The sequence below is a fragment of the Fictibacillus arsenicus genome, from assembly GCF_001642935.1.
GTDB lineage: Bacteria > Bacillota > Bacilli > Bacillales > Fictibacillaceae > Fictibacillus > Fictibacillus arsenicus_B.
Map to the genome: position 1 here is coordinate 812,610 of NZ_CP016761.1, position 15,034 is coordinate 827,643.

Genomic DNA, 15,034 nt, shown 5'->3' on the forward strand with positions numbered 1-15,034 from the left:
TCCACGAAGCTCTTCAAAAACAAATATAAAACATGGAATAGAAAGTAAATTAAAGTGAAACAAAATACTTGAAAGTCAAAAAAGGTCAAAGTATAATATGATTAAAGATGAAAGGTCAAAGAAAGTCAAAGTCAAACTTTCATCGAAAATTATAATCAGCGCAGCGTTTATCGCAAGCTAAATAAAATAATTTGAGGGGGTTACAAATATGCGTTGTGAACAATGTGAAGTTAATCCTGCTACAATCCAAATGAGTATTTCCATGAATAAAGAGAAGAAGCAATTTGTACTTTGCTCTGATTGTTACCATAAAGTAAAACAAGAGATGAATACTGGGGGAGGAATGAACATGAACTTCTCTTCTTTCGATGATATATTTCAGCAAATGATGAGTGGTCAGGCATTTACTGATCAAAACAATCATCAGCATCAGCAAACTCAAAAAGGAAAACGAGGCGGAGGCTTTTTAGATAAATTCGGCCGAAACTTAACAGACGCTGCTAAGGCAGGAATCATTGATCCTGTTATCGGGCGTGAAAAAGAAGTACGCCGTGTGATTGAGATATTGAACAGACGTACAAAAAACAACCCGGTACTAATTGGTGAGCCTGGTGTCGGTAAGACAGCAATAGCAGAAGGACTTGCTACTAAAATTGTAGAAGGCAATGTGCCGGGTAAGCTGTTGAATAAAGAAGTCTATCTGTTAGATGTTGCTTCATTAGTAGCAGATACAGGAGTAAGAGGTCAGTTTGAAGAGCGTATGAAGCAGCTGATTGCTGAACTTCAAAAGCGCAAAAATGTCATTTTGTTTGTAGATGAAGTCCATCAGATCGTAGGGGCAGGTTCGGCAGAAGGTTCAATGGATGCCGGAAACATTTTAAAGCCTGCATTAGCCCGCGGTGAACTTCAAATGGTCGGTGCTACTACAATTAAAGAGTACCGTCAGATCGAGAAAGACGCTGCACTGGAGCGCCGATTCCAGCCGATTATCGTCAATGAACCTACAGTAGATGAAGCAATTGAAATCTTAAAAGGTCTGGCTCCTCGATATGAAGACTATCATCAAGTTAAGTTCACTGAAGATGCACTAAGAGCATGTGTTCAGCTTTCACACCGCTATATTCAGGATCGTTTCTTACCTGACAAAGCGATTGATCTAATGGATGAAGCAGGTTCAAAGAGCAATCTTCAGCATATTAAGATTGAAAAGTCTTCGATTGAAGAGAGATTGGAAGAGATCGTTAAAGAAAAGGAAAAAGCAGCTGCTGATGAAAACTATGAATTAGCTGCGAAACTGCGCCAGGAAGAACTTATGCTCGAAGAAAAACTGAAGACACAGGAAGAAGATAAAAACGAAGCAATCATTCAAATTGAGGATATTCAAAACATTGTAGAATACAAAACAGGCATTCCGGTTCGCAAGCTGCAAAATGATGAACAATCTAAAATGAAAGAATTGGCTTCAAAGTTATCATCACAAGTTATCGGACAAGAAGAAGCGGTAGAAAAAGTCGCAAAAGCGATTCGCAGAAGCCGTGCAGGTCTAAAAGCGAAGAAACGTCCAATCGGATCGTTCTTGTTTGTAGGACCTACAGGTGTTGGTAAAACTGAATTAACGAAGACATTGGCTAAAGAGCTTTTCGGTGATGAAGACAGCATGATTCGCCTGGACATGAGTGAATACATGGAGAAACATGCCGTTTCTAAATTGATTGGTTCACCTCCAGGATATGTAGGACATGAAGAGGCTGGTCAATTAACAGAGCAAGTGCGCCGAAAACCATACAGCATTCTATTACTGGATGAGATTGAGAAAGCACATCCTGACGTTCAGCACATGTTCCTTCAAATCATGGAAGACGGAAGATTAACAGACAGCCAAGGACGTACAGTAAGCTTTAAAGATACAGTAATCATCATGACAAGCAACGCAGGAGCATCTGTTAAACAAACAAAGAAACTTGGTTTTAACGCTGAACAATTGGAAAAAGAAACTCACATCCTTGATTCATTAGGCGGATATTTTAAACCTGAATTTCTTAACCGTTTTGACAGCATCGTTCAATTCCAATCATTAAAAGAAGAACATCTTGTGAAAATTGTTGACCTGATGCTTAAAGAACTGTCTGAACAGCTGCAGGAACAGAATATTACTTTAACAGTAACATCTGCAGCTAAGCAAAAACTGGCGAAGTTAGGGTACCACCCGTCATTTGGTGCTAGACCGCTCCGCCGCATCATTCAAGAACACATCGAAGATAAGATTGCTGACGTACTTCTAGATGAAGAAAATGTAGAAAAGCTGGCAGTAAATGTTGTCGACGGACAAATTATAGTGAAAAAAGCGTAAAACAGAAAAACCTTGCTTGAGTATATCTCCAGCAAGGTTTTTGTTTTACAATTTAAATAGAAGGTAATTCTATTACATAGATGGTATATCAGAAAAAATAAGCCATGCGCCTGCATGGCATAATCTAAACAAAAAACTTCTCTCTATTCTTAGGAGTTGTCTTTGGAGCGGATAATGGTAAGAACAAGCATTGAAAAACCAATCATGAGCGACATTGCTTCAAATACCGTCATCCCAATCCCCCCTTTTTATAATAGGTAAGACTCGTACAAGAATTAGAGAAGGAAAAGTATTGTATGTTTTCCATTTTATCCCGAATGCGTTATTCGTACAAGAACCGGAATAACTATTTCTAATAAATCGAATTAGGTCAATAGGTTTATTTTCCTAATATTATCCTGCGATATTTCTATTTATAATTTCTATATTAATTTCAAATGGTCATAATTACCTAGAAATAATACAATTCTGTTTTATATAACGGGAGAAGCAATAAACAGAGTCAGAAGGAAAATGAACACACCAAGTAAGACAACTAAACATTTTCTAGTCATTTTATTCAATCCCCCTTGTGTATTCCAATGTATAAAAAAAACGGGGACTTCATGACAGTTATTCAAGGAAAATTTCGAGGAGGAAAAAGGTTTGGATACATCTTATGTATGGTATGTAAGTTATGGATCAAATCTGATGGAGCATCGCTTTTTATGTTACATTCTTGGCGATCAGCCTGAAGGTTCATCACAAAAAGAAAGAGGCTGCAGAAATCCAGCAATGCCTTTAAAGAACGGGAAAGCTGTTCTTCCATTCCCTCTATATTTTGCAAGAGAACGTACAAAGTGGGGCGAGGGTGGAGTGGCTTTTATCGGTCACGAAAAAAATGAGAAATATAAAACATATGGAAGAAAATATCTAGTTACAGTTGAGCAGTTCCTGGATGTAACAGCCCAAGAAAACAGCTGTGATGAAATAGAGGCAGATCTCGAAGAAGTAATCGAGAAAGGGTATATTCATTTTGGTTCAGGATGGTACAGCAGGATGGTTTATCTAGGTGAGGAAGAAGGCTATCCAATGGTCACATTCACATGTAATCTAGATCTGCATGAGCAGAATCTAAATCCGCCGCCAGCAACTTATATGACGACAATTGCAAAGGGACTGAGTCAAATAGGATTAACCTGTAAAGAGGCTGTGGAATACTTTGCTGAAACTCCGGGGATTTCAGGGAAAATGAAGGAAGAAGAGATTGAGAGTATTATTTGCTCCCATTTCTAACATGCCAAAAGTTTTATAGCTTGGCCGTTCTTTATAAAAATTACCGATAAAAGGTATGGAAGTAGGTCGACCGTTATATGACTTATGGAACTTTTTTTACCTTTGTATAGGTGAGATAATAAAGTCCCCTATACATAGAGAGGTGCTTTTGATTAAGCACCTCTTTTTTTATTTTCCATCGATAAGCTTCGAATCTCCTTTTCTAATTGTTCATCTTAATTTCTTTGATAGAAATGATTCCGGCAGAGCAATTGAATTGTTCAGCAATCAGTTTCCTTACTTGATCATGGAGATTCGATTTTCCAGGGTTGATATCCACAATAACAATATTGCCTTGAGTGACTTTCTCCTGGCCATGGCTGAGTTCAAAATCTACGAGAAGTTTAGCCATTATAAATCTCTCCTTTTTTTCTTTGATATAAACTGCTTGTTGAAATATTCGACATATTTCTGAAAATTCTGTCTGTTTAAATACAAATAAGGCGGAAAGTATCGCAGAATCCCTCGATATTGTACTTTTCTTACTTTTTTCACAGGTAATACCATCCTTTCGGAGAATTTTAATAGGTAGATTGTCAGATAAAGGGGGATCTGTGTGGAGGGAGCACTTCAGAGGAAAAGCATTCGTAAAAGGTTGTCTTGGAAAAAGAGTTTAATGATTATGGGAGCAGCACTTATTGTTATTTTAGGAGCGGCAGCGGGTACTGCATATTTTTTACTGCAAAAAAGTGAACCTAAAGTAAAAGGAACGCTTGTCTTAAATGGATTGACTTCAAAAGCAGATGTGTACAGAGACAGTCATGGTGTCCCGCATATTAAAGCAGGGTCTATTAAGGATCTGTTCATGGCTCAAGGATATGTAACCGCGCAGGACAGGATGTTTCAAATGGACCTTAGCCGAAGACAAGCTTCTGGGATGCTAAGCGAAGTCATTGGGGAAAAAACACTTCCGCGTGACCAATTTTTCAGGACCCTTGGTTTGAGAAGAGCGGCTGAAGCTTCCTATAGCGAGTATTCTTCTGAAACAAAAAAATATCTTCAATGGTATGCAGATGGAGTAAATGCATATATGGACCAGGCAAAAGAGCAAAATACTTTGCCGATTGAATTCTTGCTGGTTGGCTACAAACCTGAAAAATGGACACCTATCGATTCGCTGGTAATCGGTAAATATATGGCTTTTGATCTCGGGGGACATTGGGAAGGCCAAGCTTTTCGCTACTATTTAATGGAGAAATTCTCAAAAGAAAAGGCACTGGATCTATTTCCAGGCTATCCGGCTGACGCCCCGTCTATATTAGAGGATTTAAAAGAGAGCGGTCTCGATTTCGATAAAAGTTTCGCAGATGCAGTGATTCCAAACTTTCATAACGGAAGCAACAACTGGGTAGTATCCGGCAGTAAAACAGAATCGGGTAAACCCTTACTGGCAAACGACCCGCATCTTCAGCTTGGAACTCCATCAATATGGTACCAGACACATTTATCAGCACCAGATTATGAAGTGAGCGGAGTTATCTTTGCAGGAATACCAGGAATTATTGTGGGTCATAACAAACAAATTGCTTGGGGTGTAACAAATGTAGGTCCTGATGTTCAGGAATTGTATGTAGAAAAGAGGAATCCTCATAATCCTTATGAATTTCAGTACATGGCCAACTGGGAAAAAGCCGATGTGATAAAGGAAGTAATTAAAGTAAAGGATAAACCCAATGTCGAGCATGAAGTTGTGATTACAAGGCACGGGCCGGTGATCTCAGAATTTGCTCATCAAGATAAACCGGGAACAGCATTAGCTTTAAAATGGACAGCACTCCAGCCATCAAAGGAATTAGAAGCTGTCATTCAAATGAATCGGTCAAAAAATTGGCAGCAGTTTGAAAAGGCTCTAGAATCATTTCACACTCCTGCTCAAAACTTTGTTTTTGCGAGCACGGATGGGACAATTGCGTATAAGGCAAATGGTCTTATACCGATAAGGAAACAAGATTATACGTCTCTTCCTGTACCAGGCTGGACGAATCAATATGAGTGGAGCGGCTATATTCCGTGGGATAAGCTTCCTACAACTGTAAACCCCGAAAAAGGCTTTATTGCAACAGCTAACAACAAAGTTGCATCTGATTCGTATCCTTATCACATATCAGATACGTTCGCTCAGCCCTACAGACAGCAAAGAATCGTTGAAGTGATGGGAACTAACCAAAAATTGACGATAGATGATATGAAAGCTCTTCAGTTCGACCAAGCGAATAAACAAGCTGAGGAAATGCTTCCGATTCTTTTAGAACAGGTATTGAACGAACCGTTATCAGAAAAGGAAACAGAAGTCGTAACAGTCTTGAAAAAATGGAACAAAAATGACAGTAAGGATAGTGCAGCACCTCTAATTTTTCATATTTGGATGGAATCCTTCAGTAATGAGCTCTTTGAGGATGAGATCAGTGAAGAAATGATGAAGATGTTTGACGGCCGGGAACAAATAGTTGATGAGCTTATTAGAAAAGCATATGCAGGGACTCCTGGACCTTGGATCGAACAGAATGGGGGTCTGGAAAAAGTAACTCAGAAATCCTTTTCAAGTATGATCACTGAGCTCTCAGATAAATACGGAGAAGATCTTTCCGATTGGAGATGGGGCAAATTTCATTCTCTGACCTTTGAACATCCATTAGCTGCAATTAAGCCTCTGAATCTTTTGTTTAATCCAGATACAGAAGAGATGGGAGGCAGCCGTATTACAGTCGGAGTAGCCGGCTGGAATCGTGAAACAGGTAACATTACCCATGGCGGCGCATGGAGAATGATTATCGATATGTCTGACACATCAAAGGCATATCATGTAGTAGGACCAGGTCAATCAGGGCATGTCCTAAGCCCATGGTACAGCGATCAAGTAAAAGATTGGGCAACTGGCAAGTACCATGTTACAGAATTAAAAACAAAAAAAGAAGATGAAAGCAGACACCTCGTTTTACAGCCAGCTGAAGAAAATTAATAACAGCAAGACACTTGTCTCTGTCAAAATACAGGGTTGGACATATGGTGGAGAGAAAGGCAAAAACAAGCTGGGAGGTTTACCCTTTGTCATACCACACGTACCACCTGTGCCGCCGTTATATTGGCAGATCCGTCTACATTGATTGCCATTGCGGAACAAGGTATCACGGTGTCCTAAAGCATGTCGATGAGAAAAAGGCCTACATTCTGCCGTATAGTTCAGATCAGCAGGATGAGAGCAGCGGCCGTTTCTTTGCACCAGCTCTAATAGGTCTAACACTAGGAACCATCGCTGGATTAGCATTGGCACCGCGCCCCTATCCAATCTATCCTGTTTATCCGCCATATCCGCCGTACCCTTATTATTAAACATTGAAGAGACTGACCTAAAAAGGTCAGTCTAAATTTTTAAAGATAAGAAAGAAAATACATGCTGGTTACATAAAAAGAATAAAGTTAACACAAGAAACGACTAGTAGATGAGGTCTTAAAAACAGTAATCGAACCGTTATAAGTCCTCAAAAAAATTTATAAGTCCTTAACCATTTGATACTGAAATTACCACTACTAATAGCAATAAAGATTTACGAAATAGCCTTTTTTATCATTTTTCGCTTTATGGTGCAGGAAAATAAATAGCATAGATGGAAAGTAACGTATACACAAATCAGATGCGAATACAATTTAAGACATACTACAGAATTTTTTACGAGGGGGTTTGGGAATGAAGCTTGCATTTTTGTTTCACCCGGTAAAAGATTTACAAGAATCACAACGATATTATGAAGGGCTCGGAATGACTGAAGCCTGGCGTGAAGGCAATCAAGTGATGGGATTATCTATGCCTGATTGTGAAGTTCAATTAATGATTGAAGAAGATGAACTGGAACTTGGACCTGGCGGGGTATTTGTTGTTGACAGTGTTGATCAATTCTATGATGACAATGAAACAAGACTCCATTTTGTTAAAACACCTTGCAGCATTCCTCCTGGAAGATATGCGATCTATAAAGATGAGGCAGGCAACCCGATACGCATCATTGATTTTACGAATAAAGATTAATCTGAAAGACACGCCAGGATGCAGACTATTCCTGGCGTGTTTATTGGGCTCTTTACGGTACGTGTTCTTATATTTATTACACGTTCGCTCTGACTCATTGAGGTTTCGCTCAAAAACGCCGAGTTACGCTCAAGGTTTTCTCGCTACGCTCAAACTGCCTTTAGTTTCGCTCAAAATCTTCCTTTTTCGCTCAAAGTCTCTCTTCTTTAGATAAAAAAAGAAGACAGAACTCGAGAGGCAGCTGCTGCTAGACAGTAATACTCTATAGGTGCACAGCGCTGAAATGGCTCACTCACCTCGCTCCGCGGAAAGCGAGCGACCTGGAACGGAATCAACTACTTTCAAAAACAACAAAATTAGCAAACAGCCTATTTAAAAGAGGTGAAAATCCGGACCCTCATCTAAGGCAGGATCATGCAGATCTCCAACGTAATTCAATAAACTTTCTCCTTCATAATAATAGGGCTCAGTATCTTCTAGCCAGCTTTGATACTCTTGAAAATCATGATCGAAATTACCGGAGTAGAAGCGGTGCGCTACTTCATTCGTTAAAGTATCAATGATAACGATACCCCTGTACGTCTGACGGTCGGGTTCATCATAATCACATGCAATATAGTACGCCATTGTAATAACTCCTTAGATGATAGTTCTACACATAATGTTGCAAATTAGTTCTTTTTTCATACCATTATTTTTTACTTCTCTCATAAAGATAAAACGATAAGCCACAAAAATCTTACACAGTGTTTATACGGAGTTTACATTTTATCTGTACGATTAAAATGAGGCGGATTGAAAAGAGGGAATTTAAAATGAAAACGTACTTTATGATTCAGGAAAAAATTAAACCTGCTTGGATTCAAGAAATGGTGATAAAGGCTAATGAGTTTGAAAAATGCCAGATCTATTTGGAATGCAATGCTCTAAGGATTAACGCAAAAAGTCAGCTGAGTATGAGTTTATTAAATGGGATGCAAGGAGTATGCTGTGTTTCAGCGCATGGCGAAAATAGCAGGACAGCAGTTGATGCATTGCGCAGTTTAGGAACCAAAGTTTTAAATTAGTTTATTAAGTCAAAAAGTAAGGCTGGCTCTTATTGGAAGCGTCCTTCCGAGCCAGCCTTCTTTATTTTTTATCTTTGCCGCTTCTGTTTGTTTGGACTAGTTTTTGCAAAAGAACGTCTTGTACAGCTGATCGCGCAAGATCTGCCTCCTTATGTTCTTCTTTGGCTTTTTGTTCAATAGCCTTAATATCACTAGAATTGTGATGACTCAATATATTGTCCACCTTTCTGCTGTTTCATAATGTGTTATTTCCGCAAAAGAGATGAACAGGGCCCTATTCCTCTAAAAAGGAGAAATTATAATAAACCTATGCACAATCATATAGAAATATGTTTGATAAAACTCTAAAATCAAAACTGAATACAATTTTTGCAAACCCCCTTGCAATCTCATGAGAAGAGTCTAAAATGGATAGTTGAAACGACGCTTCAGGAAAAGAAGGGATTAAGTTTGCATAAAGTAATTTGGTTTACAATTGGGGCTTTTTTACAAGGACTTGCGATGGCCGTATTTTTATTTCCACACGCTATACCATCTGGCGGAGTGGCAGGCATTGCAATTTTAAATGATTTTTTCTTTCACGTACCTCTAGCTCTGACCTTATGGATTATTAATTTTGGCTTACTGCTGCTGGCGGTAAAGAAACTTGGAAAACAAACAGCATTGTGGACGATATATTGTGTGGCTATCACTTCAGTAACGGTTGATTGGCTGGCTTCTCTGATTCAAAACCCTGTAAATAATATCTTTTTTGATGTAATTTATGGTGCTTTCATTTTTGGGATAGGGGTCGGTATTCTGTTCCGTTATGGAGCTTCATCTGGAGGAATGGATATTCTTGCATTGATTATTGCGAAGTGGACAGGAAAGAAACCTGGCATCATTTTATTTTGGATCAACAGTATTGTGCTGCTCTTAACGGCTATTACCATCGGGGTTGAAATCATTTTGTTTGCAGTGCTATGTCAGTGGATGAGTACAAAGATTATTGATTATGTCAGGACTGCGCAATTTCAGAAAAAAGCGAAGCAATATATGTAAAAAGGGTACGGTTATAATAACCGCACCCTTTTTTTGAAGCGTACAAATTAGCAATCTTTGCCTTTGTGCGCCCACGTAGTACCAACGATAATGAGAAGGATGAATAGAACTACTATGATCGCAAAACTCTTGCCATGACCTCCGCCACCACAATAACCATATCCGCCACCATACATTGGTGCGTTCGCTAGTGAAGCATTTACCGGTGAATTTGCATACATTCTAAAACTCCTCCTTACGATTTGTACTTTCGACTTCGATACAGTATATGTGATAGGTATTAAGCGTGTATGGACAAAAGCTTAGTTTTTTTGGAATTAGGCGGAATGTAATATTTTTGATAAAAAATTAATGTTACGTCTTAAGTGAATTGGGGTAACTTAAAGCAAAGGAGGCGTTATACATGCAAACTGCAACCCAAACTCAAATGAAAACTACAAGCAGACTATTAAAAACTCAATCATGGGCTCTGATCGGTCTTGGTACAGGTGCATTGGTCTGGCTCTCTTTTAAACCAAATCGTATAAAAACTAAAATGAAAATTAAAGATCTTAAACGAAGAGTTCGTCCGGATCATATTGAACGAACTCAGCTGCCAATTAATAAGGCGGGGCATCCAGATCCAATGGATGTTGATGATAACAAGATGGTAGAAGAGGGAGCTATGTACTCGGTAAACTATTATAACAATCGGAAACAATAAAAGGATGGGGGGAACCCATCCTTTTTTATTCTTTATTTGTATTGAGCAGACGAATGCGGGTGAATATTGCATAACTCTGTAAAAAATTTTAGGCCTTTATGACGATAGCCCGTGTAAAAAAATGTCCGGTTTTGTAACATTACTTCTTCTTTTGTGGAAACTATTTTCAAGTCCGGAAAAAGCCGTCATAATAAGCAAGAAGTATAAAATGACAAAAGAGGAGCCGATTTTCGTGGAGAAAAAAGAATGGAATAACTCTCTTCTAATGGAATGCATAAAAGAAAAAAAAGAAAAGCTGGTAGAAGTTGCAGACCGTAAAGGATTAACCAGCAAAGAAACTGTAAGATGCAGTCAGGAATTAGATGTATTATTAAATGTCATTCAAAGACAAGCCACTTATTAATCAGCGTTTGTTGAAGATGAGTTCATCTGTTAATTGATCTATGCGAAGTAAAATGGCCTTTTTTGTTACTAAAGGATAATTACAGTGAAATTCCGATAACAATTCTCTAATCTCCTGAATAAGGGTAATTTCTTGTTCAGGCATATGCTTTAATGATTCGGTTTTCGATTTAAATTGAATCAAGTTGTCCTTCACGATAACACCCCATTTTAAATATTATGTTGGATACTACTTCCATAGAAGGATTTAAATCCCTTCTAAAAGTCGAAATGTTTCCTTTCTACAGCAGAATGTGACAATATCTTATTATAAAGAAAGGCTGTTTTCGCAAACTTTGTTGCTCTTGTTTTCGGCACGCTGATCCCGTTAGGAGTCTTGCAACATGCACTCCAATTAACTTGCCAAGGATGAGAAAAAATTTGACCCAAAAGCAACAAACTTTTAGAAAAGAGCCTAAAGAAAAAACAGTTGTAGAAATGGGAGGCTATAAACAGATGACAGCGATTAAAACATTGCAGGATACTACCGTTTTACATAACGGCATAAAGATGCCTTGGTTTGGCCTTGGGGTATTTAAAGTAGAAGAAGGACAAGAAGTTATTAATTCTGTTAAGTGGGCAATTGAAGCTGGATATAAGAGTATTGATACAGCTGCGATCTACAAAAACGAAGAAGGCGTTGGACAAGCCATCAAAGAAGCTGGCGTTCCGCGTGAAGAATTATTTATTACAACTAAAGTTTGGAATAAAGATCAAGGATATGAGAGCACACTTGCTGCTTTTGAAACAAGCATGGAAAAGCTGGGGCTTGAATATTTAGATCTTTATCTGGTTCATTGGCCGGTTAAAGGAAAGTACAAAGAAACATGGCGTGCTCTAGAAAAGTTATATAAAGATGGAAAAGTAAAAGCGATTGGTGTATCTAACTTCAATGTGCACCATTTAGAAGATATCTTAGCTGATTGTGAGATCAAGCCGATGGTGAACCAGGTAGAATACCATCCGCGTCTTGCACAAAAAGAACTGCTTCTATTCTGTAAAGACAATGGTATTCAGATGGAAGCGTGGAGCCCTTTAATGCAGGGAGAATTGCTGGACGAGCCAACACTTGTTGAACTGGCGCAAAAATACGGGAAATCCGTAGCACAGATTATCCTTCGCTGGGATCTTCAAAATGGAGTTGTAACGATTCCAAAATCTATTAAAAAGCACCGCATCGTTGAGAACGCTGATATCTTTGACTTTGAGTTATCACTTGAGGATATGGCGAAGATTGACGGTCTTAATGAAGACCGACGCATCGGTCCAGACCCAGATAACTTCGACTTCTAAAAGGGGTCTGACCCCAAACAAATACAAAAACTCACTTTTTGTCCACGTGGAAAATACATTCCACGTGGACTTTTTGGTTGATGTTAACCTCCCGTTTCCGCATTCTCTTTAAGGGTAAAGGCTAAGTAAAGAGTTAGTCGTACATAATTAAGAGGAACCTGAGTTATTTATTACCTAAACCACAATCAAATATAGTTACTTGACAAAAGTAAGTTAACTTTTATATACTTAACTTACAAAAAATAAGTTAGTTTATTGAAAGGAAGATAAACGTTATGACGATGCATACAGATGGAATTCATCATATAACAGCGATTGTAGGAAATCCTCAGGAGAATGTGGACTTCTATGCTGGAATACTTGGTCTTAGGTTAGTTAAGAAAACCGTTAACTTTGATGATCCAGGAACATATCACCTATATTTCGGTGATGAAGGTGGAAAGCCTGGAACGATAATGACTTTCTTTCCTTGGCCTGATGCTTACCGAGGGCGTGTCGGGTCCGGACAGGTTGGGACTACTTCTTTCGTAGTTCCAGAAAGAGCCTTACCATTTTGGGAAGAAAGGCTTCTTCAATTTCATATTGAATATAAGAAAACTGTACGTTTTAATGAAGAATACCTTGAATTCATTGATCCGCATGGACTGCAGCTAGAGATTGTTGCAAGAAGTGAAGGTGAAAACAGTACGTGGCCGTTTGGTAAAGTAACACCACAATACGCTATAAAAGGTTTTGGCGGTGCTGTTTTATTATCAGCAGCTCCTCATATGACAGAGAAAGTGTTAACAGAGGTTATGGGGCTTGAAAAAATCGGTCAAGATGGGGATTACCTTCGTTTTAAAGCAGCGGGTGATCTTGGAAATGTCATTGATATCAAATTGTCGCCAGAAGCTCGAGGCGTGAGCGGGGTGGGCACTGTCCATCATATTGCATGGCGCGCCAGCAGTTATGATGAACATGAAATGTGGCAAAAGCACGTGAAGGAAAATGATTTCCATGTTACGGAGATTATTGACCGTCAATATTTTAATGCCATCTATTTCCGTGAAGAAGGTCAGATTCTCTTTGAAATCGCAACAGATCCTCCAGGATTTACACGCGATGAGACAGAAGAGGAACTAGGTAAGAGCCTGCTTCTGCCACCATGGCTTGAACCTCACCGGGAACAAATACAAAGTCACTTGCTGCCTGCAGAGGCAAGAATTTTAGAGGAGGACAAATAAATGAAACACTTGTTTAAAAAAGGATCAGATGAAAGAAAGCCAGTACTTCTCTTATTGCATGGTACTGGAGGAAATGAAGAAGATTTATTAGCTCTGGCAGATATGATTTCGCCTGATTCTGCTGTGTTAAGTGTACGGGGCAATGTTTCAGAAAATGGCATGCCTCGGTTTTTCCGCAGATTAGCAGAAGGTGTCTTTGATGAGGAAGATCTGATTTTCCGTACAAAAGAACTTAACGATTTTATAGATGAATCCGCAAATAAATATCGTTTTGATAGAAACAATGTTGTCGCAGTCGGATATTCTAACGGTGCTAATATTGCAGGAAGCCTGATCTTCCATTACGAAGATGCGTTAAAAGGAGCTATCCTTCATCACCCGATGGTACCAAGAAGAGGTATTAAGCTGCCCGATCTTACTAATCTTCCTGTATTTATTGGAGCAGGTAAGAATGATCCGATCTGTCCAGCTGCAGAAACGGAAGAGCTTGAAAATTTGCTCACCAATGCTGGTGCAAAGGTACATGTGAAATGGGAGAACATGGGGCATCAGCTTTCTAGAGCAGAAGTAGAAGAAGCGTCAGAATGGTTTGCCAAAAATTTCAGCTAAAGAGGTGAGAGAATGAAATCAATCGATCCGGACACTCTTTCCATAAAAGAAAACTATAAATTTTTAACTGGCAGCATCATCCCGAGACCAATTGCATTTGTAAGCACCCTATCGACCGATGGAGTCTTAAACGCTGCACCATTCAGCTATTTTAATGCTTTAACTTCTAATCCGCCTTTGATTGCTATTTCGATCGGCAGAAAGAAAGGTGTTCAAAAAGATACGTCACGAAACGCTGAGGCACTAGGTGAATTTGTCGTTCATATTCCAGATGAAACCTATATTGAAGCAGTAAACATCACATCAGCTAACCTTGGTCCAGAAGAAAGTGAAGTGGATCTTGCAGAATTAACAGCTGTGGATTCTGTAAAAGTAAAGGTTCCAGGGATTGCTGAAGCAAAAATCCGGATGGAATGTGTTGTAGAACAAATCTTGCCGCTTGGCGGAACACCTGATCAGCCAGCAACCGATCTTCTTATCGGAAGAGTGGTTCATTATCATATAGCTGAAGAATTATACAGCGACGGTAGAATAGATGCAGAAAAATTGCGGCCTCTTGGAAGGCTTGCGGGAACCAATTATGCAAAGCTGGGAGAAACCTTCTCATTAGACCGGCCAGAATAATTAACAGAGTCTCTCTCTTTTAAAGGGGGAGATTTTTTTGTGTCAAAAAACGACAAAAAGGATTCGGAATATAACAATGAGTCCTTTGATATATATCCTTTGGGATAATGAGCGCAGCTCTTTTTTAGGTATTATCTATCGTTTTGCCTGAAATAAACCTGGGCAATGTGGAGGGGAAAATATGAAAAGGATTGAAAAAAACATTGAATTTCCAAGTTTATAAAAAAGCATAAAGAAAAATTTGGAAGATAAATAGAAAATTTATAACATAAAAAGAGTGACATAGTTCACATTTTTTTACAAAGATTTCTTATTTTACTAAAATAAGTTCGTTTGTCCTGAGCC

General features: G+C 38.9%; 19 protein-coding genes. 13 read left to right on the forward strand and 6 right to left on the reverse strand.

Going from position 1 to position 15,034, the window contains the following annotated elements; genetic code table 11:
• Positions 1 to 208: 208 nt before the first annotated feature.
• Positions 209 to 2,350 (forward strand): ATP-dependent Clp protease ATP-binding subunit, encoded by a 2,142-nt coding sequence (locus ABE41_RS04360; protein WP_066286872.1) that lies wholly within the window; start codon positions 209 to 211, stop codon positions 2,348 to 2,350.
• 149 nt (positions 2,351 to 2,499) lie between these two features.
• Here the strand turns inward: ABE41_RS04360 and ABE41_RS21500 are convergent, their stop codons facing one another.
• A complete protein-coding gene (locus ABE41_RS21500) occupies positions 2,500 to 2,583 on the reverse strand; it encodes a putative holin-like toxin (RefSeq protein WP_226536613.1) in 84 nt (27 codons plus the stop codon).
• 412 nt (positions 2,584 to 2,995) lie between these two features.
• On the opposite strand from ABE41_RS21500, the gene ABE41_RS04365 reads away from it, so the two are divergent.
• Positions 2,996 to 3,625, forward strand: a complete 630-nt coding sequence (locus tag ABE41_RS04365) for a hypothetical protein (protein WP_253805433.1) — start codon at positions 2,996 to 2,998, stop codon at positions 3,623 to 3,625.
• Positions 3,626 to 3,827: 202 nt separating this feature from the next.
• Here ABE41_RS04365 and ABE41_RS04370 read toward each other — a convergent pair whose 3' ends face one another.
• A complete protein-coding gene (locus ABE41_RS04370) occupies positions 3,828 to 4,016 on the reverse strand; it encodes a hypothetical protein (protein WP_066286874.1) in 189 nt (62 codons plus the stop codon).
• A gap of 264 nt (positions 4,017 to 4,280) precedes the next feature.
• Between ABE41_RS04370 and ABE41_RS04375 the strand changes: the two genes are divergently transcribed.
• The 3 genes from ABE41_RS04375 (at position 4,281) to ABE41_RS04380 (ending at position 7,688) form a co-directional block, all read left to right on the forward strand.
• On the forward strand, positions 4,281 to 6,623 hold the full coding sequence (locus ABE41_RS04375) for a penicillin acylase family protein (protein WP_066294607.1): 2,343 nt from the start codon (positions 4,281 to 4,283) through the stop codon (positions 6,621 to 6,623).
• A gap of 86 nt (positions 6,624 to 6,709) precedes the next feature.
• The gene (locus tag ABE41_RS20900) at positions 6,710 to 6,994 is read left to right on the forward strand and encodes a hypothetical protein (protein WP_156774218.1); all 285 of its coding nucleotides are present in this window, start codon (positions 6,710 to 6,712) and stop codon (positions 6,992 to 6,994) included.
• Positions 6,995 to 7,349: 355 nt separating this feature from the next.
• Positions 7,350 to 7,688 carry a VOC family protein gene (locus ABE41_RS04380; protein WP_066286875.1) on the forward strand — a complete coding sequence of 113 codons (339 nt, stop codon included), beginning with the start codon at positions 7,350 to 7,352 and terminating at the stop codon, positions 7,686 to 7,688.
• A gap of 372 nt (positions 7,689 to 8,060) precedes the next feature.
• Here the strand turns inward: ABE41_RS04380 and ABE41_RS04385 are convergent, their stop codons facing one another.
• Entirely contained in the window at positions 8,061 to 8,315 is a 255-nt protein-coding gene (locus ABE41_RS04385) for a hypothetical protein (RefSeq protein WP_066286877.1), read from the reverse strand.
• Between the two features lie 188 nt (positions 8,316 to 8,503).
• Here ABE41_RS04385 and ABE41_RS04390 point away from each other — a divergent pair, with 188 nt between their 5' ends.
• On the forward strand, positions 8,504 to 8,755 hold the full coding sequence (locus tag ABE41_RS04390; RefSeq protein WP_066286878.1) for an HPr family phosphocarrier protein: 252 nt from the start codon (positions 8,504 to 8,506) through the stop codon (positions 8,753 to 8,755).
• A gap of 61 nt (positions 8,756 to 8,816) precedes the next feature.
• Here ABE41_RS04390 and ABE41_RS20905 read toward each other — a convergent pair whose 3' ends face one another.
• Positions 8,817 to 8,966, reverse strand: coding sequence for a hypothetical protein (locus tag ABE41_RS20905; RefSeq protein ID WP_156774219.1), 150 nt, complete (start codon positions 8,964 to 8,966; stop codon positions 8,817 to 8,819).
• A gap of 239 nt (positions 8,967 to 9,205) precedes the next feature.
• On the opposite strand from ABE41_RS20905, the gene ABE41_RS04395 reads away from it, so the two are divergent.
• Positions 9,206 to 9,796 (forward strand): YitT family protein, encoded by a 591-nt coding sequence (locus ABE41_RS04395; protein WP_066286880.1) that lies wholly within the window; start codon positions 9,206 to 9,208, stop codon positions 9,794 to 9,796.
• 47 nt (positions 9,797 to 9,843) lie between these two features.
• On the opposite strand, the gene ABE41_RS20515 is transcribed toward ABE41_RS04395, so the two are convergent.
• Entirely contained in the window at positions 9,844 to 10,017 is a 174-nt protein-coding gene (locus ABE41_RS20515) for a YjcZ family sporulation protein (RefSeq protein WP_083207658.1), read from the reverse strand.
• Positions 10,018 to 10,199: 182 nt separating this feature from the next.
• Here ABE41_RS20515 and ABE41_RS04400 point away from each other — a divergent pair, with 182 nt between their 5' ends.
• Both ABE41_RS04400 and ABE41_RS04405 read left to right on the forward strand, forming a co-directional pair.
• The gene (locus tag ABE41_RS04400; RefSeq protein WP_083207659.1) at positions 10,200 to 10,499 is read left to right on the forward strand and encodes a hypothetical protein; all 300 of its coding nucleotides are present in this window, start codon (positions 10,200 to 10,202) and stop codon (positions 10,497 to 10,499) included.
• Between the two features lie 265 nt (positions 10,500 to 10,764).
• On the forward strand, positions 10,765 to 10,902 hold the full coding sequence (locus tag ABE41_RS04405; RefSeq protein ID WP_253805481.1) for a Spo0E family sporulation regulatory protein-aspartic acid phosphatase: 138 nt from the start codon (positions 10,765 to 10,767) through the stop codon (positions 10,900 to 10,902).
• On the opposite strand, the gene ABE41_RS04410 is transcribed toward ABE41_RS04405, so the two are convergent.
• On the reverse strand, positions 10,903 to 11,097 hold the full coding sequence (locus ABE41_RS04410) for a hypothetical protein (RefSeq protein WP_066286883.1): 195 nt from the start codon (positions 11,095 to 11,097) through the stop codon (positions 10,903 to 10,905).
• Positions 11,098 to 11,396: 299 nt separating this feature from the next.
• Here ABE41_RS04410 and ABE41_RS04415 point away from each other — a divergent pair, with 299 nt between their 5' ends.
• The 4 genes from ABE41_RS04415 (at position 11,397) to ABE41_RS04430 (ending at position 14,689) form a co-directional block, all read left to right on the forward strand.
• Positions 11,397 to 12,233: an aldo/keto reductase gene (locus ABE41_RS04415; RefSeq protein ID WP_156774334.1), complete on the forward strand. Its 837-nt coding sequence runs from the start codon at positions 11,397 to 11,399 to the stop codon at positions 12,231 to 12,233.
• Positions 12,234 to 12,508: 275 nt separating this feature from the next.
• Positions 12,509 to 13,456 carry a ring-cleaving dioxygenase gene (locus ABE41_RS04420; RefSeq protein WP_066286887.1) on the forward strand — a complete coding sequence of 316 codons (948 nt, stop codon included), beginning with the start codon at positions 12,509 to 12,511 and terminating at the stop codon, positions 13,454 to 13,456.
• Positions 13,457 to 14,065, forward strand: a complete 609-nt coding sequence (locus ABE41_RS04425) for an alpha/beta hydrolase (protein WP_066286888.1) — start codon at positions 13,457 to 13,459, stop codon at positions 14,063 to 14,065.
• A gap of 12 nt (positions 14,066 to 14,077) precedes the next feature.
• On the forward strand, positions 14,078 to 14,689 hold the full coding sequence (locus tag ABE41_RS04430) for a flavin reductase family protein (RefSeq protein WP_066286889.1): 612 nt from the start codon (positions 14,078 to 14,080) through the stop codon (positions 14,687 to 14,689).
• Positions 14,690 to 15,034 lie beyond the last annotated feature (345 nt).